The sequence below is a fragment of the Limnospira sp. PMC 1279.21 genome (assembly GCF_032349615.1).
In the GTDB taxonomy this organism is placed as follows: domain Bacteria; phylum Cyanobacteriota; class Cyanobacteriia; order Cyanobacteriales; family Microcoleaceae; genus Limnospira; species Limnospira fusiformis.
Window position 1 is genome coordinate 1 of the sequence record NZ_JARPLU010000068.1, and the last position, 25,461, is coordinate 25,461.

22 protein-coding genes and 1 pseudogene are annotated in these 25,461 nt (G+C 42.9%); 13 read left to right on the forward strand and 10 right to left on the reverse strand.

All coding sequences use genetic code 11. The features are described 5' to 3' along the window. Positions 1-274: 274 nt before the first annotated feature. Complete coding sequence (locus P5683_RS12070; protein ID WP_008051476.1) at positions 275-1,114, forward strand: hypothetical protein; 840 nt, start codon at positions 275-277, stop codon at positions 1,112-1,114. A 90-nt stretch (positions 1,115-1,204) separates the two neighbouring features. Here P5683_RS12070 and P5683_RS12075 read toward each other — a convergent pair whose 3' ends face one another. Both P5683_RS12075 and P5683_RS12080 read right to left on the reverse strand, forming a co-directional pair. Further along, a complete protein-coding gene (locus P5683_RS12075; RefSeq protein WP_046319431.1) occupies positions 1,205-1,507 on the reverse strand; it encodes a hypothetical protein in 303 nt (100 codons plus the stop codon). A gap of 100 nt (positions 1,508-1,607) precedes the next feature. Further along, on the reverse strand, positions 1,608-3,626 hold the full coding sequence (locus P5683_RS12080; protein ID WP_315639959.1) for a serine/threonine-protein kinase: 2,019 nt from the start codon (positions 3,624-3,626) through the stop codon (positions 1,608-1,610). A 177-nt stretch (positions 3,627-3,803) separates the two neighbouring features. Between P5683_RS12080 and P5683_RS12085 the strand changes: the two genes are divergently transcribed. Then, a complete protein-coding gene (locus tag P5683_RS12085; RefSeq protein WP_006668811.1) occupies positions 3,804-4,586 on the forward strand; it encodes a pantothenate kinase in 783 nt (260 codons plus the stop codon). On the opposite strand, the gene P5683_RS12090 is transcribed toward P5683_RS12085, so the two are convergent. From P5683_RS12090 to bcp, 3 genes are all read right to left on the reverse strand, one after another. Further along, positions 4,566-5,432, reverse strand: coding sequence for an alpha/beta fold hydrolase (locus P5683_RS12090; RefSeq protein WP_235677491.1), 867 nt, complete (start codon positions 5,430-5,432; stop codon positions 4,566-4,568). The genes P5683_RS12085 and P5683_RS12090 overlap by 21 nt on opposite strands. A 322-nt stretch (positions 5,433-5,754) precedes the next feature. Then, entirely contained in the window at positions 5,755-6,222 is a 468-nt protein-coding gene (locus P5683_RS12095; protein ID WP_006625140.1) for an NUDIX hydrolase, read from the reverse strand. 5 nt (positions 6,223-6,227) lie between these two features. Then, positions 6,228-6,695 (reverse strand): thioredoxin-dependent thiol peroxidase, encoded by a 468-nt coding sequence (gene bcp, locus P5683_RS12100; protein WP_006625139.1) that lies wholly within the window; start codon positions 6,693-6,695, stop codon positions 6,228-6,230. A gap of 266 nt (positions 6,696-6,961) precedes the next feature. On the opposite strand from bcp, the gene P5683_RS12105 reads away from it, so the two are divergent. After that, complete coding sequence (locus P5683_RS12105; protein WP_006668808.1) at positions 6,962-8,890, forward strand: N-acetylmuramoyl-L-alanine amidase; 1,929 nt, start codon at positions 6,962-6,964, stop codon at positions 8,888-8,890. 15 nt (positions 8,891-8,905) lie between these two features. Here the strand turns inward: P5683_RS12105 and P5683_RS12110 are convergent, their stop codons facing one another. After that, a complete protein-coding gene (locus P5683_RS12110; protein ID WP_006625136.1) occupies positions 8,906-9,637 on the reverse strand; it encodes a DUF3120 domain-containing protein in 732 nt (243 codons plus the stop codon). A 417-nt stretch (positions 9,638-10,054) separates the two neighbouring features. Between P5683_RS12110 and P5683_RS12115 the strand changes: the two genes are divergently transcribed. Then, positions 10,055-10,969, forward strand: coding sequence for an undecaprenyl-diphosphate phosphatase (locus tag P5683_RS12115; protein WP_006668806.1), 915 nt, complete (start codon positions 10,055-10,057; stop codon positions 10,967-10,969). Positions 10,970-11,125: 156 nt separating this feature from the next. Beyond that, positions 11,126-12,475 carry a TIGR03279 family radical SAM protein gene (locus P5683_RS12120; RefSeq protein WP_006668805.1) on the forward strand — a complete coding sequence of 450 codons (1,350 nt, stop codon included), beginning with the start codon at positions 11,126-11,128 and terminating at the stop codon, positions 12,473-12,475. Between the two features lie 42 nt (positions 12,476-12,517). Here the strand turns inward: P5683_RS12120 and P5683_RS12125 are convergent, their stop codons facing one another. Then, positions 12,518-13,480, reverse strand: coding sequence for a glycosyltransferase family 9 protein (locus tag P5683_RS12125; protein ID WP_006625133.1), 963 nt, complete (start codon positions 13,478-13,480; stop codon positions 12,518-12,520). A gap of 286 nt (positions 13,481-13,766) precedes the next feature. On the opposite strand from P5683_RS12125, the gene ispD reads away from it, so the two are divergent. Both ispD and P5683_RS12135 read left to right on the forward strand, forming a co-directional pair. Then, on the forward strand, positions 13,767-14,453 hold the full coding sequence (gene ispD / locus P5683_RS12130) for a 2-C-methyl-D-erythritol 4-phosphate cytidylyltransferase (RefSeq protein ID WP_008051499.1): 687 nt from the start codon (positions 13,767-13,769) through the stop codon (positions 14,451-14,453). A gap of 321 nt (positions 14,454-14,774) precedes the next feature. Beyond that, complete coding sequence (locus P5683_RS12135) at positions 14,775-16,517, forward strand: 4Fe-4S cluster-binding domain-containing protein (RefSeq protein ID WP_315669449.1); 1,743 nt, start codon at positions 14,775-14,777, stop codon at positions 16,515-16,517. Between the two features lie 65 nt (positions 16,518-16,582). Here P5683_RS12135 and dprA read toward each other — a convergent pair whose 3' ends face one another. Continuing rightward, complete coding sequence (gene dprA, locus P5683_RS12140; RefSeq protein ID WP_187757896.1) at positions 16,583-17,713, reverse strand: DNA-processing protein DprA; 1,131 nt, start codon at positions 17,711-17,713, stop codon at positions 16,583-16,585. Positions 17,714-17,870: 157 nt separating this feature from the next. Between dprA and P5683_RS12145 the strand changes: the two genes are divergently transcribed. Genes P5683_RS12145 through P5683_RS12160 form a run of 4 tightly spaced genes read left to right on the forward strand, consistent with a single transcriptional unit; the run spans position 17,871 to position 22,274 of the window. Then, positions 17,871-19,226, forward strand: a complete 1,356-nt coding sequence (locus P5683_RS12145; protein ID WP_006625130.1) for an FAD-binding oxidoreductase — start codon at positions 17,871-17,873, stop codon at positions 19,224-19,226. Between the two features lie 55 nt (positions 19,227-19,281). After that, positions 19,282-20,196: a polysaccharide deacetylase family protein gene (locus tag P5683_RS12150; protein ID WP_046319471.1), complete on the forward strand. Its 915-nt coding sequence runs from the start codon at positions 19,282-19,284 to the stop codon at positions 20,194-20,196. Positions 20,197-20,252: 56 nt separating this feature from the next. Beyond that, positions 20,253-21,773: a hypothetical protein gene (locus tag P5683_RS12155; RefSeq protein ID WP_187757894.1), complete on the forward strand. Its 1,521-nt coding sequence runs from the start codon at positions 20,253-20,255 to the stop codon at positions 21,771-21,773. A 30-nt stretch (positions 21,774-21,803) separates the two neighbouring features. After that, positions 21,804-22,274: a M67 family metallopeptidase gene (locus P5683_RS12160; protein WP_315639951.1), complete on the forward strand. Its 471-nt coding sequence runs from the start codon at positions 21,804-21,806 to the stop codon at positions 22,272-22,274. Here P5683_RS12160 and P5683_RS12165 read toward each other — a convergent pair. Next, complete coding sequence (locus P5683_RS12165) at positions 22,271-23,521, reverse strand: MFS transporter (RefSeq protein ID WP_006625126.1); 1,251 nt, start codon at positions 23,519-23,521, stop codon at positions 22,271-22,273. The two genes, P5683_RS12160 and P5683_RS12165, sit on opposite strands and share 4 nt — an antisense overlap. A 135-nt stretch (positions 23,522-23,656) precedes the next feature. Here P5683_RS12165 and ruvA point away from each other — a divergent pair, with 135 nt between their 5' ends. Together ruvA and P5683_RS12175 are read left to right on the forward strand one after the other, a co-directional pair. Further along, entirely contained in the window at positions 23,657-24,277 is a 621-nt protein-coding gene (ruvA, locus tag P5683_RS12170; protein WP_006625125.1) for a Holliday junction branch migration protein RuvA, read from the forward strand. A 159-nt stretch (positions 24,278-24,436) separates the two neighbouring features. Further along, a complete protein-coding gene (locus tag P5683_RS12175; protein ID WP_006668801.1) occupies positions 24,437-25,231 on the forward strand; it encodes a DUF1963 domain-containing protein in 795 nt (264 codons plus the stop codon). Between the two features lie 56 nt (positions 25,232-25,287). Here the strand turns inward: P5683_RS12175 and P5683_RS12180 are convergent. After that, a pseudogene (locus tag P5683_RS12180) lies at positions 25,288-25,461 on the reverse strand (Uma2 family endonuclease); the annotation flags it as partial.

Genomic DNA, 25,461 nt, shown 5'->3' on the forward strand with positions numbered 1-25,461 from the left:
CCTCATCACTCCGGGAACTGCTATATCGGATATTTCCTGCTGGTAAAAAGTGGCAAATATCCGGTTTAATTAGACTCAAAAATCCAGTTCGCAGATGGCAACCCCCCCCAAAAAAATGCGCGGTTTATACTGGCTGAACCCGTTTTTAAAAACCCTCAAGTGTAATTAAATGGTGACATGGGCTAAATTATTCCCCCTCCGGGGGATTGCAAATATTGGGAGAAACCAAGATAATCCCAATATGCTGTCAATGGATAATCTGAATCAAATATCAATGAAACAATTACTCTGGCTTACTGGCTTAATTTTGTTAGCACCTATGGCGTTAGTGGGGTGCGCGCCAGAAACTGAGACTGCTACTGAGACTGCTAATGAAATTGTAACTAATGGTCAGGAAGGGGGAACCTTAACCCTAATTGCAGATGCAGAAGATAGAATGCGAGAAGGGTTCGTTAGTAAAGATGGTTGGGAACTTAATTTTAATCATGCTCATGCCACTTTTAATAATATCAGAGCCTACCAAGCACAATCGCCTTTTGATCCAGATACTGACTCTCAGCCGGATTATATCACGCTTGTTGAGCTTCTCAACTCACCGACCACTGTAGATTTAGTTGGTGGAACAGAAGACACTCCCACAGTGACCACAGCCATAGCACCTCCAGGACATTACAATGCTCTTTCCTGGGAAATGGTGACGGCTACAGAGGGAGAATTTGCGGGGTCTACGCTGGTTTTAGATGGTACAGCGGAAAGAGATGGTCGCACTATCAATTTTACGATCGCTTTAAATAAACCTGTAGCTCATTTTTGCGGTGAGTATGTCGGAGATGAACGTAAAGGGTTTTTAGAAGCTAATGGGGTAGCTAAATTAGAAACAACTTTTCACTTTGACCACTTTTTTGGTCGTTCTGACCGTCCCATTGACCAATCTCCCAATGATGAGGCTATTGGTTTCCAGCCTTTTGCTAATATCGCTGAGGGAGATACTCTTAATGTTACCAGCCAAGAACTTCAACAGCTTTTGACTGAGGAAGAATATAATACCCTCGTATTTTCTGTGACTGAATTAGGTCATGTTGGCGAAGGTCATTGTCGCATTGAGCTACTTTAATTAGCTAAAGGGACACACTAGATCAGGATATGATTAACCTGATTAATGGTGTTGTCCCTGGCTTCAGTTAATCACTAAAATGACTAATCTCTAGCTGTTGAATTTCTCAGAGGCTTTTTGAAAGGCACTTTCTACATCACTCCAAGCCTTTTCAAAGCCACTTCTGATTTCTTCCCAGGCTTCTCCACCAGCATCTTGTAACTCTTGTAGCTTCTGGTTGGCATCATCTCGCTTGGCTTGTAGTTCCTCAATTTTCTCGTGATACTGAATAGCAGCATCTGCTTTGGCTTGTTTGCCTTTAGCTTTCATTTCATCTAGTTCAGCATTGAGTTTCTCGATTTGTGCTTTAACCTTACCTTTGTAGGCTTTTCTAGTTTCAGTGCTAGTTGCCATAATTAAAAATGATTTGATTGCGAATAACACTTTAACTATAGCTAGTTATTGAGGTGATGACATCTACCCTCAGCTAGAGTTTAGATCTACCTCCTTAGAGTTAATCTTCCCGACAGCGCCAAACTAACAGTTGATGATTTTCTCCCCGACAAATTAAGGTATGACTATCTATGCCAAAAGTAATAGGACTGTATCCAGAAATCTCTGAGAGTGGCTGCTGTGATAGTCCCTGCATCTCAATTTTCCAGAGTCTAATTTTGCCATCATTGCTACCACCTGCCATAAATTTACCGTCAGGACTAATTGCTATTGAAGATATTATGGCTGGGTCTACAGTCTGTGTACTTAGTATAATTCCTTGTTGAAAATCCCAGAGTTTAATTGTGCCATCTTCACTACTACTGGCGAGAATTGTCTGGTTAGGACTGAATGCTAACGACAGGACTCCCCCTGAATGTCCGGTCAAAGTTTGCAGGCTGTGGAGTTTCCCAAATTGCCAGATTTTGATTTGTCCGTCCGCACCACCACTGGCGAATATACTGGACTGGGGATGATTAAATAAACCTTCGTGATTACGGGAATTATTGGCTGGGGAAAATGCAAAGGTGACACAAAAAACTTCCCCGGAATGTTCACACAGACGATAGAGAAGTTCCCCGTTGCGTTGATTCCATAATTTGATGGTAGCATTACCGCTACAACTGGCAATTATGTGACCGTCAGGACTGTAGGCGACGGCGTGAATTGGTCCGCAACGGTGACTATAGGGGGAACCTGAATGACTGAAAAATCTATCGGTCATGGTCCCTGTATTCAGGTTCCAACCTAGTAGGGTGCGGTCAAAACTACCACTAACTAAACGACGACCATTGGGACTAATGGCGATCGCATTTATGGCGGCTACATGACCACAAAAACGCTGGATTAATTGACCTGTATTCAGGTTCCATAGTCGGATACTTTGGTCGGCGCTACCACTAATTAATATATATCGATTCGGACTAATGGCGATCGCATTTACTGGCGCTTTGTGACCTTTCATGATGGTTTGACATTCCCAATTTGTCCCCGATATCTCTGGGTTTATCTGTCCGCTAAAATTGGCGCGTGATGTCGATAATAGTGACGGAAACACACAGGGGACAGGCGGCGGCATTCCCCAAATTGATTGATGAGTTGCTATGTGAACTGCTACCATAATCTGTAGGCTGGAAGCCGGGAGTTTTAGACTCACTGGTGGCTGTATATCCGCTAACACGGCGGCGGCTGATTGATAACGATCTTGTACTTTATCCGCCAGCATTTTATTGATAATATGCTTCAGTTGATGACTAATATGGCGATCGCTTTTCTCTAGGTGCGATTCCCAAATAAATTCTCCCTTATATGGGTCAAATAAACTCTGGGGATTTTCTCCTGTTAATAGGTGAATACAAGTTACCCCTAAACTATATAAATCACTGGCTGCATAGGCTTTCCCGCCGCGAATTTGCTCTAAGGGAGCATATCCTATCGTTCCGGTCATGGTTCCGGTTCTGGGATGTAAAATATCTATCTCGTGTTTGGCGACTCCAAAATCTACTAATACTAATTTACTGTCTAAATGTCTCCTAATAATGTTTTCTGGTTTGATATCTCTATGAATAACTTGATGGTCATGGATAAATTGGATTACGGGTAGTAAATCTAAGAGCAGTTCCCGCAATTTACCCTCCTCTAAAGGTTCCCCCAATTCTAGTTCGTCTAGGAGGTTATCTCCTTCTATATACTCCTGTATTAAATAGAGTCTGCTGTTGGCTTCAAAACAGGCAAATAAATGGGGGATTTGCGGATGATTTTCTAACTCCTGTAGTCGCTTCCCTTCTTGATAAAATAGTTCCGTGGCTTTCTGAATTTGGGCGACATTCTGCTGTTGTGGAGAAAATTGTTTAATAATACAGGGGGTTTGCAGGCGGTCTTCATCAACCCCTAAAAATGTCCGACTCATACCACCACCCCCCAGACTTTTTAAGCCTCTATAACGTTGTTTCAATAACAATAATGAGCCACAGCTTGAACAGACTTGGCTTCCCAGAGGATTTACTGGATTTAAACACAGGGGGTTCAGACAGTAACTCATTAGCTTAGGAATTAGGGGGAGTTAATCTTAACTGCTAATGGATTTTACTACCCCCTAGCCACCATTCACGAAATTCTTAATGATAATTTAGCTTTTTCATCCCCCAGATAGCCGCCAGCCATTGAATGACCCCTGATTAATTATAATCATCTCATCCTATATTATCTATGTAATCCCATGATGAAATTGCGATCGCATCCCCCAAACTGGCTAGGATTAATGATTGGTAATTCCCGACTACACTGGGGGAAATTTCAGGCTGATACTTTAGTGGAAACCTGGGACACTCAACACCTTAATCAATCTCCCTTAGAAATGGGATGGTCTTGGCTTCATCAAATATCCCCTGTACCCCTATTTATAGCCTCTGTAGTGCCTGAACAAATGCAATTATGGCAAAACTACCCCCAAGCTGAAATTATCACCCTAGAGTTGTTACCATTAGGGGGATTATATCCAACTTTCGGAATAGATAGGGGTTTAGCTGTTTTAGGTGCGGGGAATCAGTTGGGTTTTCCCATATTAGTTATTGATGCAGGGACGGCATTAACTTTAACCGGAGTAAATCAAAACCGCCAATTAATAGGCGGCGCAATATTACCCGGTTTAGGATTACAGTTTTCTTCCTTATCTAATCGTACAGCCACCCTCCCACAAGTGGCTTTTCCTGAGAGTTTACCTCAAAGGTGGGGTGTGAATACATCAGAAGCGATCGCCAGTGGTATTATCCACAGCATGATAGCTGGTCTGCGGGAGTTTATAACTGCTTGGTGTCAGGAGTTCCCCCACAGTAAAATTAGCATTACAGGAGGCGATCGCATTCCTCTCATGACCTACCTTAACAGTCAATACCCAAAAATAGCTGCTTTGATTGTAGATACCCCTGAAGCTATTTTTTGGGGAATGTCAGCTATGGTCAGAGATAGAAATCTTCCCAGTTTAAATCGGGTGAGTTTGTAGAAACTGACGGATATATTCACTGACTACGGCGGGAAACTCTTGGGGGAGGTTTTCGCCGCCAGCAACCATAGAATTTAGGCTAGAATTAGGTAGGATGGAGTTCAAGGTTTCCGCCATGGCTTGAGTCATCGGTTGATCACGATTTCCTTGTAAAATTAATACGGGTATGGTTAATGAGTTTAGCTGCTCATTAAGTAATTCCCCTCGGATTTCAGCCAGACGGCGATTAAACAAAAACTGGCAGGAAATAGGCGATCGCATCATCACTTCTCGCGCTTTTAACCAATCGGCGATCGCATCCCCTTTCCCCAATAAACGGGTAAATGGATGTACCAGTTTTAGCCAAGTTGCTAAAAGGGGAGGATTTCCACATAACCACCGCATCCACCACCATTGTTTTTCGATTCCATTCACTGCTACCCCCTCTGGGGAAATTAAGACTAGACCTTTGACTTTATGCTGATAGCGAATTGCGTAACTGGCTGCTATCCATCCCCCCAGAGAATGTCCGACTAAGTGAACCTGATCTAATTTCAGCCACTCAATATATTCCGCTAAGTTTTCCACCGCCATCGTGATAGAATAGTGGATATTGGGGGATTCCGACTCACCACAACCAAGGCGATCGGGAGTATAACAATGATAGTCTGAGGATAGTTCTTCTATAATCGGCAGCCACTGACTACTATCTTGCCATGACCCATGTAGATAAACTACATCAGGACCCGCGCCAACTTCACGCCAGAATACTTGTCCCTGGGAAAGTCTCACGCGGGAATGGCGCAATGGTTGGGACAATAACGGTGTTTCCTGGGACTCAGCATAGGGAAAAGAACGTTCAAACATAGCCATATAATGAGATGCAGTATGATGAGTTGACTATTCTCGCGATGGTTAGTCATATCCCGGGATCGCAGATCATAGATGGGAATAGCCAGAAGCGAGATGATGTCATTATAGTATATATTATCAGCATTAGACCTAAAAAAATACGGTTGATAGCTTTTACCTGGCATATAATTGGCATAATTGGCAGGTATCCCAGAGGCTTAAATCCCCCAAATTTGAGGCTGTTAGGGGGGGTTAATGAGGATTATATATTGGTAAAATCTCCACCGATTATTAATAAGATATAGCCGTGTAATTAACAGTGTTCATGGTCGTAAAATTAAGCGATCGCTGTGCGACCTTGCAAGTAGTCTTGGATTTGTTGTTGATAATCATGACTAAGGTTATCCATTGGTATTTGTGTCAAGTCAAAGCCACGAACTTCCGCAATTTCTAAGGTGTCTTGAATGTGCATATTTCCGGTAACTTCTGCCGACACAAGAATACAAATAGAATGGAGTCTAGGGTCACGATGAGCGCCCGAATAAACTCCTACCAAACGCCCAAGTTTAACCAGTTCTAAACCTGTTTCCTCAGCCAGTTCTCGCTTAACAGTGGTGAGGATATCTTCACCCCAATCTATCATACCTCCAGGTAAAGCCCATTTGCCATTATCCTGGCGGCGAACCAAGATAATTTTGCCATCTGGCAATAGAGGAACGATGCTAACTCCGGTAACAGGATGGCGAAAAATAATGCCCAAAACCGTATAAACAAAACGCATCCAGCCCTTCACCAATTCTAACATATTTTCTAACCTTCCCCAGATAAATCTTGAAGAATAGTGATAGCATGACCTTCTGGCTTAACCTTGGGATAAATTTTGTGAATATAGCCATCTGGGTTAATGATGAAAGTTTGGCGATAAATACCCATAAACTCTCGACCCATGAATTTTTTTAAGCCATAACTATCATAGAGGGTGGCAACTTTACCATCCGGGTCACAGAGCAGAGGAAAAGGCAGATGGTATTTGTTGATAAACTTGGTATGAGATTTAGGGTCATCGGTGCTAATTCCGAGAACAATGATATTGTTACTTTGATAATCTGCATAGACATCGCGAAAACCGCAGGCTTCCTTAGTACAGCCAGGAGTGTGATCACGGGGGTAAAAATAGATAACCACAGTTTGACCGCGAAATTGACTGAGGGTAATCAAATTTCCGTCCTGGTCGGAGAGAGTAAAATCTGGAGCGAGATCACCAACATTTAGATTCATAGTATTAGGGGATTTCAGAGAATAATGGGGGAATGAGGGTCAAACCTTTCTGAATAGCGATCGCCACTGTCGTTAAATAATAATGGTTATGGCAATATTTAAACATCGACAATGATACCGTCACTATGGTTGACCCAAAACCTTTGTATGTTATCATGCTCTAGCCTGCTACCAGACATTGGGCTATTTTCAGGTTAAGCGTAACCCGATTAGCTAGAATGTCAGGTGTTCCATAAAAGCTCAACTACCTCCTCCACTTGTTTACCGTGTTAAGAATTGGATCCAATCTACTCCAACGCTGGTTACTCCCCAGTTTAGTAAGTGTCTTGCTGATGGCATCAGGTGCCGAAGCTGCCGAAGTTCGGTCTTGGGAATTTGAAAGTTCCCAAAATCGTCTGTCATTTACTACAGATGAAGGAGTACAGCCTACCGCGAAATTGCTCTCGAACCCGACCCGTCTGGTAATTGAACTACCAGGGACAAGTTTAGGTTCTGTGTCCGGTCAGCGTTCATCACCAGGGGGAAATATTCGTGAAATTCGTTGGGAACAAGCCGATAATCAAAATGCCAGAATTATTGTAGAACTGGTAGAAGGTTATACCCTAAACCCGCAAATGGTGCAGTTTCGAGGGATTTCTGCCAGTGAGTGGATGGTACAACTACCACAACCCCAAGCTATTGGCTCATCATCACCCCCGGCTGCACTTCCGGCTCAAGCTACTGTGGTTAGCGCTACTGAACCAGTCCAACAGCAATTTCAGCAGCCAGTCCAACAACAATTTCAACAGACCGCTCAAGCCAACCCTAACCGTTCAATTCCTAACCAGCCGCAAACATTTGTTGAACAAATCGAAATGCGCGATAACGGCATTGTCTTAAAGACCACAGGTCAAATGCCACAGATTGAGTTGAAACGCTCTCAAGACGGCACTTGGATGACCTTAGATATTTTCGGCGCGAGTTTGAGGGGTGCGACCACAAGGGGGAGAGCAGTCAACCGGGAAGGCGTGGCCATAAGTCAAGTTACCCAACTTTCCACAACCCCCCCAGTGGTGCGGGTGACATTCAGTACCCCTAATACTAATCAAAATTGGGAAGCCAGAGCAGTAGCGGGAGGGGTATCAATTTGGCCCCAAGGCGGAGTTCCCCCGGCTGTGCAGGCAAGTTCGAGTATAGTTACCATTGAGTCGATTACCCTTCAAAATCAATCCTATTTCGCGGTGAGGGGTAATGGTCCTCTCAACTATACTCACGGTTGGGATGCAGAAACGGGAGCTTATGGTATTACGTTTTTCTCGGCTAGATTAGCTGACGGGGTGCGACTTCCCCAAAGAGAAGTGGGAGGACCGATTATTTGGTCTCGGTTGCGTCAGGAAGACCCAGATACTTTTACGGTGTTATTTCAACCAGCTACCAGGGTGCAGGTAGGACAGGTTAGCCAAAATAGTCCTCAAGAATTGGCTATTCCTATGGGTGTGCATTTAGCGTCTGGCGCTCCTCCCCCCAGAACTCCAGCCCCGGTAACACAACCACCTATAAATAATCCGAATCCTTTTCCGCCTCCGGCTCAAAATCGACCACCTTCGTCCCTCCCACTACCTTTTCCGCCGCCTAATCGTCCATCTCCTCAGCCTCCTGTGGGTAGAAATCCTAATGCTAGGGTATCTGTGGTTATTGACCCTGGACATGGCGGCAGTGACCCAGGAGCGGTGGGAGTTGGTGGTATTCGAGAAAAGGATGTTGTTATTTCTATTTCCCTGCAAGTTCAGCAGATTTTGGAGCAGAATGGGGTTAATGTGGTGATGACCCGCACTGACGATCGCACTATTGACCTGGAACCGCGAGTGTCATTAGCTAACCGTGTTGGGGCTGTGGCTTTTGTGAGTATCCATGCCAATGCGGCTTATCGCGCTGGTGCTACGGGTGTGGAAACTTTCTACCATCAAACTGGCTATAGCTTGGCTCAGTACATTCAAAACAGCATCCTGGCTAATTTCTCACTGCACAATCGGGGTGTGAAGCAGGCTCGGTTTTATGTCCTCAGAAATACGACTATGCCTTCGGCTTTGGTGGAGGTGGGGTTTCTCACTAATGCTAATGATGCTCGTTTGTTGGCTGACCCAGCACAAAGAACTCGCATGGCTCAGGCGATCGCTCAAGGTATTCTTCAATATCTCCGAGCCAGTGGATACTAGGCTTGACTTGCCTATTTAAGCAAAGCAGGCGGCTACTAAAAATAGGCTATCCACTAAAATGGTGCTTAAAACTGCGCCGCCAAATACCCACCACTGGGGTTCTGGGGACTGGAGGGGAAATACTCCTACTCCGAATAGGGTCATGGCTAATACTACCGCCCAGCTAATTCCCCACGGGGTTCCTGCTAGGGCGATCGCATTTTGGAATATAGGCATGGCCATTGATGGATCGACCTGCATTAATTGTCGCCAACTGGGGATTAAACCTGCTATATAAAAGTATCCGTCCGTAACGGCGGTTCCGAATAGAGACCCTAGGTAAAACCAATTGCCTACTTTACCCCATCCCCGCCACAGACACCACACCGCAAAGGGAACTCCTATCGATTCTACCGGTAAATGTAGCAGGGGTTCCCACCTCAGCCAACCCCAATATATCGACCCGGTTAACCAAGTCCAGCTAAATCCAAATAGCAAATCTCCCCATAATTCCGTTTCTTTGGTTCTCAGTAAATATAAACTTACCCCTAACCATCCCCCGGTCATGATTAGGCTCAACATTGGCCAGATTCTCACTAGGGGCGCTTGGAAAAATACTGGGACTGATACTAAAAATACGGCGATCGTAAATGGTAACCACCTTTGACTCTGTTGGGCTTTTTTGACAAATGTTGCCCAAGACCACTGCTGTACCCACAGCGGTTGAGTTGATGTCAGAATGTAGGCCAGAAGAATATTGCTAAACAAGGCTTCTTTAAGATTTGTTACTGAAGTTCATATTAATTGATGATATCACAAATATTTATCCCCCCCAGGGGCATAAATTCTACACAAAAATCAATAGTTGATTTTTTGGTCAATTATAAAAAAAAGATAAAGGGGGGTTGACAGGGGGGACGATTTGGGGTATTATATTGACATATTGTTAAATAATTGGATATTAGCAAAAATAAAAAAAAGGCATAAATCCCATTATTAATATAGTAACACAAGTGACCTCAAAAAGATATCCCATTTCCCCAATCCGCAAATTTTTTAACATTTCTTAATATTTGTTACAAAACTTAACAAAACTCTGTTAATTGACGAGAGGATGTTAAATTGGTCCAGTGCGTAGAAGTGTAAATTTCAGATCTAGAGTTAATGAGACAATTCCCCACAATCATGGATTTCCAGAGTCTTCCGGTCTATATGGCAGATTTAGTCACGCCAGGAATGGGAGAAATTGAAGTAGAATCGCAGATGACGTTATTCCAGGCGATTATTTTAGGGATAGTCCAGGGACTAACGGAATTTATCCCGATTAGTAGCAGCGCCCATTTAAAAATAGTTCCGATGGCACTAGGATGGGGAGATCCTGGGGTAGCATTTACGGCTATTATTCAATTGGGGAGCATGGCGGCGATTTTCTCGTTTTTCTGGTCTGATCTGAAAAAGGTAGTATTGGGGGCGATAGATGCGATCGCTAAATCGGATTACCAGTCGGTAGATTTTCGTATGGCTTTGGGGATTGGTTTGGGAACTCTACCGATTGTGTTTTTTGGGTTACTGATTAAATTATTTATACCCGATTACGATAGTTCACCTCTGCGGAGTACAGTGGCGATCGCGATCGCTTCGATTGTGATGGCCAGCCTATTGGCGATCGCGGAAAAACTAGGAAGCCGAAAGCGAGACTTTGACCATCTGAATGCTAAGGACGGGGTACTGATGGGTTTGGCGCAAACCTTAGCGCTGATACCGGGTGTATCCCGGTCAGGTTCCACCATAACCGCCGGGTTATTTATGGGACTAGAAAGGGGAACCGCCGCCCGATTTTCGTTTTTATTAGGAATTCCGGCGATTACCCTAGCAGGGTTGGTAGAATTAAAAGACTTCTTAGAGGCTGGAATAGACGACATTAGTACAGCGGCGTTAGTAGTGGGTTTAATTTCGTCAACCATATTTTCCTACCTATCTATCGCCTGGTTAATCCGTTATCTGCAAACCAGTAGTACATGGCTGTTTGTGTGGTATAGACTAGCTTTTGGTGTGGCGATTTTAACGGCAGTGGTAGGCGGCGCTTTGGAGAATATTTAATATAGAATAGGGAGAGGGCGATCGCGATCGGGGGAAGTTCCGCTAGTTCCTCCCAGGCGGGCCAGAAGATTAAGAAACCAACCCGTCCTACCTCACCAGGGAATTAATGGATAATTGATTGTGGTAGGGTATTATCTGTGAGGTTGAGATGGCAGTATGAGTGTATCTTCTATCCGTCCGGCGCTAATTACTGAGGTGTTACCGGACTCCATTGGGGCTGATGTGGGTTTTGAACCCGGAGATGCGATCGTGTCCATTAATGGAACTCGTCCCCGCGATTTAATCGATTATCAATTCCTGTGTGCGGATGAGTTTCTGGAAATTGAAGTGATTGACAGTCAGGGAAAAACCCATCATATTGAGCTAGAAAAAGACTATGACGAGAGCCTAGGTTTAGAGTTTGAAACCGCCCTATTTGATGGTTTAATTCAGTGCAATAACCGCTGTCCTTTTTGCTTTATAGACCAGCAACCGCCTGGAAAAAGAGGTTCTCTTTACTTAAAAGATGATGATTATCGCCTGAGTTTTCTCTATGGTTCTTATCTAACCTTAACTAATTTACCTCAATCTGAGTGGGATAGAATTGCTCAGATGAGAATTTCGCCTCTGTATGTTTCCGTCCATGCCACCGAGCCAGAAGTGAGAAGTTTGCTGCTGAAAAATCAGCGAGCAGGTCAGATTTTAGAGCAGTTAAAATGGTTTCAAAAGCACCGTTTACAAATTCATGCTCAAGTGGTGGTTTGTCCGGGGATAAATGATGGTGTTCACCTAGAAAAAACTTTACTAGATTTAGCGGAATTTCACCGGGGAGATATTCCGGCGGTGGCTTCGGTGGCGGTGGTTCCGGTGGGGTTAACTCGTTTTCGACCCCCGGAAGATCAACTGATTTCGGTAAGCCAGGAAAAGGCGAGGGAGGTGATTAAGCAAGTGCAAAACCTCCAGGATAAATTCAAGCAAGAATTGGGGTCAACTTGTGTGTGGTTGGCGGATGAATGGTTTTTAATCGCCCGTGAGGAGTTACCACCAGAGTCTGATTATGAGGACTATCCGCAAATTGGTAATGGGGTGGGGTCTATTCGTAAGTTTTTAAGGGAATTTGAGACGGCTTTTGAGAGGGTGAAATGGGAAACTGGGAATGGTGTGGCTAGTCCTCGGCGCTGGACTTGGGTGGTGGGGAATGCTGTAGAATTGGCGTTTAAGCCTATTGTCGCCCGGTTGAATGGGGTGGAAGGGTTAAGGGTGGAAATGGTGGCTTTGGCTAGTGATTATTGGGGACAGGAAATAACTGTAACGGGGTTGTTGACGGGTCAGGATTTAATCGCGGGACTCCAAGGACGAGATTTGGGTGATGGGGTTTTGCTTCCGTCTTTAATGTTGAAAACTGGGGATACTCGCTTTTTGGATGATTTGACTGTGGCGGAAGTAGAGGCGACTTTGCAGACTAAAATTGTAACTGTAAATGGGGTTGATGAATTGTTGGCGATCGCCTCAAATCTGACACACTGAAAGCCAGAAGCCTCAGCGTGTCGAGTTGGTCCACAAAAAAACCTAATTTCCCCAAATCCGCTTTAAGACTTCATCAGGGGAGATATCAGCCATTTTTCCGGTGGGAGATTTGACAGCGATCGCCCTTTCGCTGGGGGGGAGTAATTTATGAGGATCAGTAGGACCAAATAAAGCAATGGTATAAGTACCAACGGCGATCGCCAAGTGCATGGGGGCGCTATCGGTACAAACCATAAGATTAGCAGCAGCGATCATCGCCGCGAGTTTACCAATATCCTCTGGTTGTGTCAACTTAACTTGAGGACAACGCTGGGTTATTTGAGTAATCAGGGCTTGATCTTCAGGTCCTTCGACCAAAACCACAGGTAGGTTAGGCTGTCGCTGTTGGATATCCTCAATAATCTTCTGCCAGCTTTCAACCGGGTAAATTTTATCAATGCCCTTATTAATAGCCATCTGACTAGACCCGCCATGAATAAGGATATAGCCACTTTCCTTAACTCCGAGGCTTTCCTGTTCCCTATCAGCCCAAGCCAAGTCCGACTTAGGGACATTAATCTGTAATCCGCTAAAGGGGGTGATAATGTCTAGGCCCTGCAATAAATCATGGTACATCTGGGCTGCATACTGTTCAGTTTTGAGGGGGACAGCATCGGTGAGAAAGATTTCTCCGCTACTCCCTGCATAACCGACGCGGTTAGGTATTCCCGTCAGCCACAGCAACAGCCCTACAGTCCATCGTTGTCCGAGGGAGATCACTACATCATATTCTCGGTCACGGACAATGCCAATCAAATTACCCCAGTCGGCGAGACTATTGCGCCCTTTAAAATCATAGGGGATAACTTTGGATACTGACTTACAGACGCGGTAAGCAGTTTGGGCCCTAGGTTCGGTCACTACGGAAATTTGGGCATGGGGATAGGCTTGCTTTAAATCGTCTAGGGTAGGGAAAAACAGAATTTGGTCGCCAATCCCACCTGGGACAAGGGCTAGTATTTTCATTTTAATTAATAGAGTTAATCTACTTATCAGCTTAATTCTAAATGAAGACAGTTCGGAAAACCATAGAAAAATATCTCAGGTTTACTGGGCGGGGGTTAACCTGAGTGGGTGAAGTAGGGGGGAATAATTTTTGGGCAGCGCCACAGCCTGTATGCCATGGCTGAAAGGGATGGAAATTGGTTTTAGAAGAATAATTAAAGAGGGCGCGAGATGAGCATCGAATGGTTTGCCTATTCTCAGTGACGCTCTATAATACTATCACCAAAAACAAAAGACTTAGGTAATCATGTATTTACTAATTCCCGCCGCCGGAAGTGGACGGCGTATGGGGGCAAGCTGTAACAAATTGCTACTGAAATTATTGGACAGATCCCTACTTGGTTGGACTCTAGCTAGTGCCGGGGCATCTAAATCGATTATTTGGATTGGTATTATCGGACAAACTGCTGATTTCCCGGATTTTAAGGCGATCGTAGACGAGGTTTCCCTGAATCTACCCATAAAGTTCATTATTGGGGGAGAAACCCGTCAGGAGTCGGTTTATAACGGCTTACAAGCTCTTCCCCCTGAAGCCGACCGGGTTTTAATCCACGACGGCGCGAGATGTTTAGCGACCCCCGATTTATTCGATCGCTGTACGAAGGCTCTGGAATCGGTATCTGGTTTGATTGCCGCTATTCCAGTCAAGGATACCATCAAAATAGTGGATGGTAATAATTTTATCCAGGATACTCCCGATCGCCGTCAATTATGGGCCGCCCAAACTCCCCAAGGTTTTGAAGTTCCACTACTGAGGGAATGTCACGAAAAAGGCCGTCATCTGGGTTGGGACGTTACTGATGATGCGGCGCTGTTTGAACGTTGTGGTCTTCCGGTTCAGGTGGTGGAGGGGGAGGAAACTAATCTGAAAGTTACTACTCCTGTAGATTTACAGATTGCTGAGTTTATCCTCCGGGAAAGGTTGGCTAAATAATGTTAAGGTGACATAAATTTATAATTATTAAGTTAACTGTTGTTTCGGCTCTCTTCAAGGAATTGATGGGTTGCTCTTGTTCATCACAAGACCAACCTAACGGCACCCATTGGTAGACTTGACAAAACCACCCTGAACATAGTATATAATTATCAGAAGATTCGCGCTAAGTAGCGAGTATTAGTTGTAGCAGTAGTGTAATCAGTTGCTGGATTCGGATCTCTGATAACTGCCCATTATGGTACTGAATGGGTTAAAAGCAACAGAAAAAACTTAATTAGCTTCAATTTAAAATGGGTTTTCTTCTTTTTCAACCCTCTTATGGAGTATGGAATTATGTACTGTGAAATCCTGAGTACGCTTTACGTCAAATCTAATGGAGACATTCCCTGCGATGATGACTATGGTGAGCAAGTTATACTTGCTAATTTAAATGATTCTCCGACCATAGGTCAGATAGTCAAATCTCCAACATTGAATAATATTGAAACCCGACTTTTATTGAAATTAGTACCCCATGATGGTATCTGTCAAAACTGTGCTTTTTTTCACCCCGAGCAAAGTTTTGAAAATCGTATACGCAAATTTCATTTAAACAAAATTCAAGTGGAAACATCTCTTTCTTGTTCTTTAAGTTGTTGGGGTTGTAGTCGAATTAAACAGGTTAGGCAACGGCGAGGTCAACTTTTTTTAGACAAGAAGCAGTTCCAAACTTTGATTGTATCTTGTGCAGAAGATAACTATAATATAGATTGGGTTGAATATTGCGGACAGGGAGAACCTCTGAACCACCCTGAGTTTTCTCAATTTGTGAAAATTGTATCTGAGTTTTTTCCCAATACCCAGCAGACGTTAACTACCAACGGTAATAACAACTTTAATCTATCTGTTGGAGAAGAAACCCTCCATCAAATTATTGTTTCTTGTGATGGAGCGTCCCAGGAAAAATATGAAATCTATCGAAGGGGAGGTGATTGGGAAAAGTGCATCCGTTTTATGAAGGATGCCGTTGCTAATAAGAATGCAAATAATCATCCCCATGTGATTTGGAAATATATCCTGTTTGACCATAACGATTCGGACGAAGAGATAGCAAAAGCTAACGAGATTGCTCAGAATATTGGTGTAGATAGATTATTATTTATTTTAACCCACTCTCAAGGTAAATCTAAACGCTATACCAACGAAAACTTCAGCGAAATTTTAAAAATAGCTCCCTCAGCCGTAATTAATTTGACCTGTGCGTTAATTAATTCTGCTCCCAGAAAATACTCTCATGTCTATGTAGGTAAGGCTACTGAGCAGTTGGGATTACCCGAAAATAAACAGAAGTTTAGACTATATTTAGATGAAATAAAGATGATAGATAAACAACATTTATTGTTGAAAGGATGGGCGGCAAATTTAGACTTTTCACAGATTAAAAAACTCAAGGTTTTTGCTAACTCTAAGTTTCTGGGATATATAGAAGTTTCACATCTCAGAAGAGACGTTATGAAACACTTTCATATTAAGGAAAATACACAGTTTGGTTTTGCGGTAGTTCTGCCGACCAATGAGTTAAGTGATCAGGAAATTTTCTCGTTAGAAATCACCCCGGAAAGTTGGTCATTCACCAATTATGAAACTCACAAATATCTGGTTAATTTTACTCCTTTAACATCCTCCAATGGCTATGTAGGTAAGGCTACTGAGCAGTTGGGATTACCCGAAAATAAACAGAAGTTTAGACTATATTTAGATGAAATAAAGATGATAGATAAACAACATTTATTGTTGAAAGGATGGGCGGCAAATTTAGACTTTTCACAGATTAAAAAACTCAAGGTTTTTGCTAACTCTAAGTTTCTGGGATATATAGAAGTTTCACATCTCAGAAGAGACGTTATGAAACACTTTCATATTAAGGAAAATACACAGTTTGGTTTTGCGGTAGTTCTGCCGACCAATGAGTTAAGTGATCAGGAAATTTTCTCGTTAGAAATCACCCCGGAAAGTTGGTCATTCACCAATTATGAAACTCACAAATATCTGGTTAATTTTACTCCTTTGATGTTGAGTTAGGATGGTGGTAATAGTAAAAGTTGATGTTTTTGTAGTAGTTTCTTAAGGGGGAAAGTAGGGATTGATTATGCTCTCTGATATCGCATTCCGGGAAGCTGGGTAACTAACTCCAATAATTCTAATTGTAATAATTGGCTGGAGACAGTTGCGGCATCCATTCCCGACTGTTCAACAATTAAATCAAATGGTGTGGGTTGGGAGGCGATCGCATTTAATATTTTAGCTAAATCTGGGTCTAAATTAGGAGATTCTGGTCGGGGTTGGGTCTGTTCCAGAATAGAAAGCTGGGTAGGTGTGTCTAATTGAGGGATAGCGCCAAGTTGTTCTAGGAGTTGTTCAATGTCCACGGGAATCACGCCAGCACCGCCATCAATTAACTTTAGACAACCGTGGGATTTCTCATCATCTAAACGACCTGGTAAAACATAAACATCTCGGACAAATTCATTGGCAATACGGGCAGTAATTAAGGCTCCTGAACGTTGAGGTGCTTCCATGACAAATACTGCCAGACTTAGCCCAGCAATAATGCGGTTACGTCGGGGAAAATTGGTAGCGTTGGGTTTAGTGCCACTGGGAAATTCACTAATTAATAATCCCTGTTGTAATACCTGCTCACAAAGGGGGCGATTTTCTTTGGGATAAGCAATATCAACTCCCGTGCCTAAAACGGCTAGGGTACGTCCTCCTGCTTCTAAACAACTGCGATGAGCTTCTGTGTCGATACCTGCTGCCATTCCTGATACAATAGTAAAGCCATGATGTGCTAGGGTGCTGCTAATTTTGCGAGTCCAGCGTCGTCCATATTCTGTGGGGTAGCGGGTTCCTACAATGCCAATGGTGGGGACATGGCCTTGATTTTCTTCGGGGTTGATTATTCCTCGGTAATAAAGCACTGGTGGTGGGGAGGGTATTTCTGATAAAAGCCGAGGATAATTTGGGTCGGCGGGAGTCCAAAAGTTAGGGTTTTTAATCAGATGATTTTGCAATAGTTGCTGGGGGTTAATTTGCGATCGCTCAGTGATCACTTTTTCTAAACTCTGTCTTCCGAACCCTTCTACAGAACCTAATTCCATGGGGGATGCCTGCCAAGCGGTGGCCAGACTTCCGAACCTTTCCTGTAATCTTTGAAGGGTGATGGGGCCGATACCATGAATTTTTGACCATGCCAGCCAGTAAACCCGTTCCTCAGACATTGGGGATTTTAATGAAAATTACATTTAACCAGTATATGCTACAATATAGTATAGCACAATATCCGCAAATCAGCAATGAATAAAAACTTGGTTTTTGGGAGAGAGAGCTGGTAATTGGCGGGGATGTGCGGTGAATTGAAATTCAAGGTAAAAGCAAATGACACGAGCAAGTGACCAGCACAACTGGGATGATTTTTGTGCCATGTTAGGAGAGATTGAAACGATAAGCGATCGCTCTCAGGTAGCCAAACTATCCCAAGACTACTACCACTTTAGCCCCATCTTAAAACCGCTTTTACAAGACAAAACGGGTGATATTGTAGTGCTTCCCCGTTCGGAATCGGAAGTTTTAAAAGTAGCTAAACTCTGCGTTGACTATCAGATACCCCTAACGGTTAGGGGAGCCGGAACCGGGAACTATGGGCAGTGTGTACCCCTGAAAGGTGGGGTAATTTTAGATATGTCTAAAATGAATAATATAGTCTGGATTAAGCCAGGTTGTGCCTGTGTAGAACCGGGGGTTAAACTAGCAGCATTAGACAAAAAAACTCGCGAAATTGGTTGGGAACTGCGGATGTTTCCCTCTACCTATCGGACAGCGACTATTGGGGGTTTTATTGGTGGTGGTAGTGGTGGTATTGGTTCGATTACTTATGGACAATTACGGGATAATGGCAACCTTCACGCCGTCCGTGTTGTCACCTTAGAAGCGGAACCTCGGATAATTGAACTCAGGGGAGATGCCGTGCAAAATATTAATCATGCCTATGGTACTAATGGCATTATTACCCAATTAGAAATACCTCTAGCACCTGTATATCCATGGGTGGAGTTAATTGTCACCTTTAACGAGTTTATGAATGCTGCGAAATTCGGTCAGGCTTTAAGTCAGTCCGATGGTATGATCAAAAAATTAGTTTCTATTTGCGCCGCCCCAATTCCATCCTATTTTATTCCTTTTCGTGAGATGATCCCATCTGGTGAACAGGCGGCACTGTTAATGGTAGCTGAAACTAGCCTCGAACCTTTACAAGAATTGATTAAAAATTTTCAGGGTAAAATCTGCTATCAAAAATCCACCCAGGAAACCGTAAAGGGTACAACTATCATTGAGTTTACCTGGAATCATACGACTTTACACGCTCGCAGTATAGACCCATCTTTAACCTATTTACAAACCCTATTTCCAGCCGACCCAGAATTAAAATTGATTCAGGAATGTTATGATTATTTTGGGGATGAGGTGATTCAGCATTTGGAGTTTCTGCGTACTGGGGGAAATTTACACCCAGCCGGGTTACCAATTGTCCGATTTACGAATGAAGCTAGGTTAAATGAAATTATCCAATATCATGAAGACCGAGGGGCAATTATTTTTAATCCCCATACCTACATTTTGGAAGATGGGGGAATGAAGAAGGTTGATCTACAACAATTAAACTTTAAACGAAAATATGATCCTCTAGGTTTACTCAATCCTGGTAAAATGAGAGGATGGGTGGATAATGGATAATGTAACTATCTCTGAAAGAGGGTTGGGGAGAGGCAGGTATAATGGTGGAGAATCAATGACTAATATTAACAGGTTTTTGGAGATATTAATAATTGCTAAAAGGCTATCTATACGGAGTATATGGCTATTACTGTTAAGTTTATTAAGTATAAGTGTTTCTGGTGCTAGTAAATCTCCATGGGTGAGAGTTCCTATCTTTGGATTTCATGATATTATTGATAGCCGGGAAGACTTAGTTAAATTTCAGCGTCCCCTAGTTAGTACAGATTACGAAAAACGCCAGCTTTATAGTTTTTTGAATTACCTAGTAGTTAATGATTATTGGTTTCTGTCTAGCCAGGATTTATTTGTTTATTTTATCCAAAAGTCTCAACCTATACCGGCTGAGTATGAAAACCGCAAGCCAGTGATGATTACCTTTGATGATGGTTATGCTGGGGTTCATGATCATGTACTGCCAATCTTAAAAGACTTGGAATATATTTATCGTGAAAAAGTGAAGGTGGTTTTATTTGTTAATCCTGCTTATATGGGGGTTAATATGCCTCCCTATATTCCTCATCTAAGTTGTGAGGATTTACGATATGGTTTTGCCAAGGGATATTATGATATTCAGTCTCACGGCTATTCTCATCAAAATCTGACTAAACTAGATGCTAATAATTTACGGATTGAGTTGGAATGGGGGAAATCTCAATTACGGAAATGTACCGAAGATTTAGATCGTAATCAATTAGTGGCTGCTCATATTGCTTATCCTTTTGGTGCGTTATCTACTCAATTAGAAAGATATCTGAGAGGCTATCATTTAACTGGGTATCTTTATGATAATCGAGTCTCCCGACCAACTCAGTTAAAAAATCCGTTCCGAATTTCTCGTATTCCGGTTAATAAAGACACCCAAATTCATGAATTAATTAAGATGGCAGAAATGGCTAAACCTGTGAAATTGTCTATCAGTGATAACTGAATTTTGGTAGTTGTGCTAATGTAGGACAGGATCATAAGCATACATATAGAGGAACTATGACCAGCTTTCCATCTAAATTGAGGAATTTGGCGGAAAAAAGTCAACCGTTGGATCGAGCGGCGATCACTTTGATGTTAGTTTTGGGTGTGTTAATTTTGGGGGTGGTTTTGAGTGGCGATCGCACTATTCCTCGTGTGCGAGAGTTCAGTTGGGCGAATAGGCTGGTAGGGGCGGAAGATAGGGCGTTTCTGTTGACATTTAACCGTCCGATGGACCGGGAGGGGGTAGAGAGAAATCTCCGCATTGACCCGCCTTTACCGGGAAAAATCAGTTGGGCGGGAAAGCGCATGGCTTATACTTTGCTAGATCCGGTTCCCTATGGTACGCCGTTCAGTGTGCAGTTACAAGGGGTAACGGATCAATTATATGAGAATCAGGAAGGTCAGTTAATTGAACCGTTTACGGGCTATTTTCGTAGTCGCGATCGCGCTTTTGTATATATTGGGGTGGAAGGAGACCAGGAAGGGAGACTGATGCTGGTGAATTTGTCTCAAGACCCGACACCTGTGGCTTTAACTCCTGAAAATTTAACGGTAATACAGTTTGAACCTTATCCGAGGGGCGATCGCATTTTGTTTTTAGCTATAGAAAGGGGCGATCGTAGTAGTGGACAGTTTGACCCACAATTGTATACTGTGATGACTGGTATTAACCCTGAATCTGTAGGTCAAGGTTCTTCAGCGCCTCAACATCGTGGTCAATTAGAAACAATTTTAGATAACAAATATTACAGTAACCTCCGATTTGATTTGTCTCGTGATGGTAAGGTGATTGTTGTGCAGCGGGTCAACAAAAGAAATCCGGTTGATGCTAGTCCTTGGGTGATTCGGCAGGGACGTTCTCCGAGACCTTTAGAAACTCAGGGGGGAAATTTTATGATTGCACCTGATAGCAAATCTTTGCTGATTTCCCAAGGGCCGGATCTGACGACTATTTTACCCTTAGAACCCAATGCTGAGGTGCTGGAATATTTACCTAAGTTTGGTCAGGTTTTGGGGTTTGCTGCCGATGGGTCGGCGGCGGCGCTGCTCAAGTTTAATTCCGATGGAACCCGATCGCTATTTGTGGTGGATACGGTAGGTAATGAACGGGAATTATATAGAACTGCTGAGTTTGGCAATATTCTGAGTATCGATTTTGACCCTAGCCAGACAATTATTTATGCTCTAATTACTGAGCTAATTGAGGATAACGAGGAATACACAGAACAGCCTTATATTGTGGCGATCGACTTAAAAACTGAGGAGATTTTCCCGCTGGTAATTTTGCCGAATCAGCAACAAATTAATCTGAGTTTATCTCCCGATGGTCTGGCTTTACTGTTTGATCAAACTATAACTAGAATTATGGATGAAGAGATAGAAAACCGACCTCGTACTGATGGGGGAGATACTATTACCACGAGTCGCCTGTGGTTATTGCCTTTAGTAACGGATAGTTCAACAGATGCTAATGCTTCTCAATGGAAACCGGAAGAATTGCCGTTTTTGGGATTTAACCCCCGATGGCTACCCTAGGTAAGTAGATGGTTAATTGATGCCAAAATTATGTTAATTATCACCTCTGAACAAGTTGCTAAAATTCGGAATCATGCAGAACAAAGTTATCCCCAGGAGTGTTGTGGTTTGCTCATGGGGCGGCAAGACTCAGGCGATCGCAAAATGATTATGGAAGTTTGGTCGATGGAAAATGCTTGGAGTCCAGTCACTGCTGAGGTATTCCAAGGGTTAGACAATAACCCCAATATAACCACTCGCCAAGAACGTTTTACGATCGCCCCAGAAGCGTTAATGAAAGCGCAAAAGGAGGGACGCGATCGCCATCTTTCGATTATTGGTATATATCATTCGCACCCCGATCATACTGCGATTCCTTCAGAATTTGATCGGGTTTGCGCCTGGTCGGAATACTCCTATATTATTGTTTCTGTGATCGGGGGTCAGGCTACTGACTTACTCAACTGGTGTTTAGATACTAACCATCAGTTTCAAGCTGAAGAATTGATATATAGGGATTAGTGGTTGAGATGCTTCATGGTTTTATGCAGATGCTGTAAAATGGCGATCGCTATCAAGACACTTAGGGCTAATCCTAACCAAAATTGGCTAATAATTTCCTGGGTTTGATCAAGGGCTAATCCCCCAAGAGGGGGGCCGATTAAATAACCGATCGCCCAACATTGAGAATTAATAGCTAAATAAATTCCTCGCAGGGAGTCCGGGGCCAGATTAGCCGCTAAGGACGAGGCGGCGGGGCTATAAGTAACTGTAGCGATCGCTAAAATTCCTAATCCCAGAATAGCTAAGGTTAAAGTTCCGGTTTTTACTATTCCCATTAACCCCGTAATTAAAAATCCTATGCCCCATAGTATAGCTGATACAATTAGGGCATGGGGGCGACTGAGAGGATTAAGAATGCGGGACATGGGGAGTAAAAGTAAGATGGCGATCGCTGTGTGTCCGGCAAACAGGGCGCTAATGGTGATGCTGGAAAATTCGGCTTTCACAAAGTTGTTAAGATATAGGGGAATGGTGCTATGAATTTGCGACATATAGAAGGTAAATAAAATATTGACTGCTGCATAAATTAATAGGGTGCGATCGCTTAAAGCCACCATCCAACTATTAGAAGATGCAGCGGATTCGGTATCTGTTGATATAATAGGGGATTGGTAAGTTTCCGCTATCGCTAGATAAATCACTATAAAAAAGATGAGGAAAGACAATCCATCTAGCACAAATAACAGTCGATAAGCCCCCGTTGTGGCAATCACTACCCCACCCATGATAATGCCGACCTGTAAGCCGATATTATCCCCCAAACGAGTGATAGCATAGGCTTCGTTGCGGGTCTTTCCCGTGGTTAAATCAGCTACTATGGTTTCTGTGGCTGGCCAGTAAAGTCCGATACCTAATCCTAACAATAAATTCCCTAGAATTAACATCATAAAATTGGTGGTAAATGCTAGGACAAAAGATGAGAGGGCAGAAATTATCGCCGATACCAATAATGTCCAGCGCCGACCGAAGCGAGGAGAGTCACAACAAGACCCCCCGAAGACTCTCCCAATTACCCCGGAAATTTGGGCGCTTCCTAGCGCTATTCCTACGGCGGTTGAGGATAAACCTACCTGATTAACAAAGAAAATTGGCGCGTAAAATAGGGTAAATCCTGTTCCCGTTTGGGACAGTAGACGACCAACTGCTAAAATCCACACTTGTCGTGACAGTTGAGGTAGCCAAGACCAAAAGCGATTTGTACTCAAAACTATTGCCTTAATGCTATTTTGTATGTTGGCGATCGTAGCAAATTACAGTCAAACCGTGAATAGCTATCTCAACCAGAGTGAGTTTATTCGTTAGCCGGGGTTAATTTATGATAATTTGAGGAAAAATAGACTATGATTGGTTATTTAAATGGCACTGTAGCTGGTATTTATAAAAAGACGGGAAATAGAGTCTTTTTATGGCTTGATGTTAATGGAGTTGGTTATGAGTTGCAAATTTTACCCAGGATGCAGAATTTAGATGCTAAAATAGGCGAAAATTTACAGGTATTTACTCATCTACATATCCGGGATGATCTGATGGTTTTGTATGGGTTTAGCAGTATGGCGGAACGAGATCTATTTCGTCAATTAGTGAGTGTTAGTGGTATTGGTATGCAATTGGCGATCGCCCTTTTAGATACCCTCGCATTACCGGATTTAGTCCAAGCAATTGTGGGCGGAAATACCGGGATTTTAACTAAAACTCCGGGAGTGGGAAAAAAAACAGCCGAACGGATTACCCTAGAATTAAAAACCAAGTTATCAGAGTGGCGAAAACAAGCAGGACTTCCTACAGTTTCCACATCTAATTTAAGTGCAGAAATCCAAGAGGAAGTAGAAATATCTCTGTTGGCTTTAGGTTATACCACTTCCGAAGTTATGCAAGCCTTAAAAGCTATTACATCTCATCCTAATTTATCAGAAAATAATAGTGCAGAAGATTGGATTAAATATGCGATATCGATTTTATAGAGACAAAGCCGACATGGAACCAATCAACAATATAGTCACAATTAGTGTTATTATAAATAGCAGTTAAGATATGATTTGTCTTTGACCTAGCAACTTTCGCCAAACTATGCTAAAACAGTATCAAGTTCTTTAAGACTGTGCGCCGTCGCAGTTTTATTTATGGTAACACCTCGCTTGTTAGAAGATTTACCCCCGGAGTTTGAATCTCTGCGTTCTTTCCTGGTTAGTAATGTGCAACCCTATATTAATCTGGCTTTTAATAAACAGGGTTTTTTAGCCAAAGACCTCAGCAATGATCCCCTGAAGTTGTGGGAAACTAAGGTCGGAGGGTTGCCCTATTTACCCAAGGGAATGGAGTATCCTTGCGATCGTCAAACTGGGGAAATGATGATGTTTTTACTCCAGATTAACTGTGCGGAGGTTCCTTCTCTCCCCGGGTTTAAATTGCCATCTCAGGGTCTATTACAGTTCTATTCTAGTCTCAGTGTCCCCATGTGTGTACTGGGTCCAGAACCACACCGGATTATCTATTTCCCAGAAATTTCTCAAGATGAAAGCACCCTGGTCACAGATTTTAGCTTCACCCTAGATAAGCGTTACAGGGATGAATGGTATCACCATATTTATACAATCGATTTTTCTGTAGGAGAGGATATATTTTGGGATTATTGCTACAATAGTATTCCCGATAAATTGACAGACATTGGCGATAAATTTGACGAATGGTTTTTAGATTATCAGCCAGAAAATCAAGTTGGTATTAACGCTAAAATGGCAGGATTTCCAGAGTTTCATTCCTATGTACCAGAAGTTTTACATAATGCCAAAGGACAATTATTATTAGAATTTAATCATCCTTTTGATTGTTCTGATTATTTCTATTTCTATATTGACGAAGAACAGCTTATTAAAGGAGATTTTGGCGGGGTTAAATCCTATTTTATGAGGGTTTGAAAGCCGTCATAGATTTAAGTGTTTCTAATGTCTGTCAATGATTTAACCCGCATTATTTACAACTGTTCAGGGTCAATCCCCAACTCTCGCAATTTAGCAGCTAGTTTGTCTTTCTGTTGTCGTTCAACTTCTAACTGCTGTTGAGCTTCCGTAGCTGATTCTTCCGGAGTCGGGACTAAAACACCATCAGGACTAAAAAAGCGGAGTTGACGATTTTCTATCCCTAAGAT

Bases quoted from the DNA above. Each gene is read 5' to 3' on its own strand.
- P5683_RS12155 (WP_187757894.1), top strand. From the start codon at position 20,253: ATGACCAGCTTTCCATCTAAATTGAGGAATTTGGCGGAAAAAAGTCAA.
- P5683_RS12070 (WP_008051476.1), top strand. From the start codon at position 275: ATGAAACAATTACTCTGGCTTACTGGCTTAATTTTGTTAGCACCTATG.
- ruvA (WP_006625125.1), top strand. From the start codon at position 23,657: ATGATTGGTTATTTAAATGGCACTGTAGCTGGTATTTATAAAAAGACG.
- P5683_RS12085 (WP_006668811.1), top strand. From the start codon at position 3,804: ATGATGAAATTGCGATCGCATCCCCCAAACTGGCTAGGATTAATGATT.
- P5683_RS12125 (WP_006625133.1), bottom strand. From the start codon at position 13,480: ATGAAAATACTAGCCCTTGTCCCAGGTGGGATTGGCGACCAAATTCTG.
- P5683_RS12150 (WP_046319471.1), top strand. From the start codon at position 19,282: ATGACTAATATTAACAGGTTTTTGGAGATATTAATAATTGCTAAAAGG.
- P5683_RS12095 (WP_006625140.1), bottom strand. From the start codon at position 6,222: ATGTTAGAATTGGTGAAGGGCTGGATGCGTTTTGTTTATACGGTTTTG.
- dprA (WP_187757896.1), bottom strand. From the start codon at position 17,713: ATGTCTGAGGAACGGGTTTACTGGCTGGCATGGTCAAAAATTCATGGT.
- bcp (WP_006625139.1), bottom strand. From the start codon at position 6,695: ATGAATCTAAATGTTGGTGATCTCGCTCCAGATTTTACTCTCTCCGAC.
- P5683_RS12075 (WP_046319431.1), bottom strand. From the start codon at position 1,507: ATGGCAACTAGCACTGAAACTAGAAAAGCCTACAAAGGTAAGGTTAAA.
- P5683_RS12115 (WP_006668806.1), top strand. From the start codon at position 10,055: ATGGATTTCCAGAGTCTTCCGGTCTATATGGCAGATTTAGTCACGCCA.
- P5683_RS12175 (WP_006668801.1), top strand. From the start codon at position 24,437: ATGGTAACACCTCGCTTGTTAGAAGATTTACCCCCGGAGTTTGAATCT.
- P5683_RS12080 (WP_315639959.1), bottom strand. From the start codon at position 3,626: ATGAGTTACTGTCTGAACCCCCTGTGTTTAAATCCAGTAAATCCTCTG.
- ispD (WP_008051499.1), top strand. From the start codon at position 13,767: ATGTATTTACTAATTCCCGCCGCCGGAAGTGGACGGCGTATGGGGGCA.
- P5683_RS12160 (WP_315639951.1), top strand. From the start codon at position 21,804: ATGTTAATTATCACCTCTGAACAAGTTGCTAAAATTCGGAATCATGCA.
- P5683_RS12090 (WP_235677491.1), bottom strand. From the start codon at position 5,432: ATGTTTGAACGTTCTTTTCCCTATGCTGAGTCCCAGGAAACACCGTTA.
- P5683_RS12145 (WP_006625130.1), top strand. From the start codon at position 17,871: ATGACACGAGCAAGTGACCAGCACAACTGGGATGATTTTTGTGCCATG.
- P5683_RS12135 (WP_315669449.1), top strand. From the start codon at position 14,775: ATGGAGTATGGAATTATGTACTGTGAAATCCTGAGTACGCTTTACGTC.
- P5683_RS12120 (WP_006668805.1), top strand. From the start codon at position 11,126: ATGAGTGTATCTTCTATCCGTCCGGCGCTAATTACTGAGGTGTTACCG.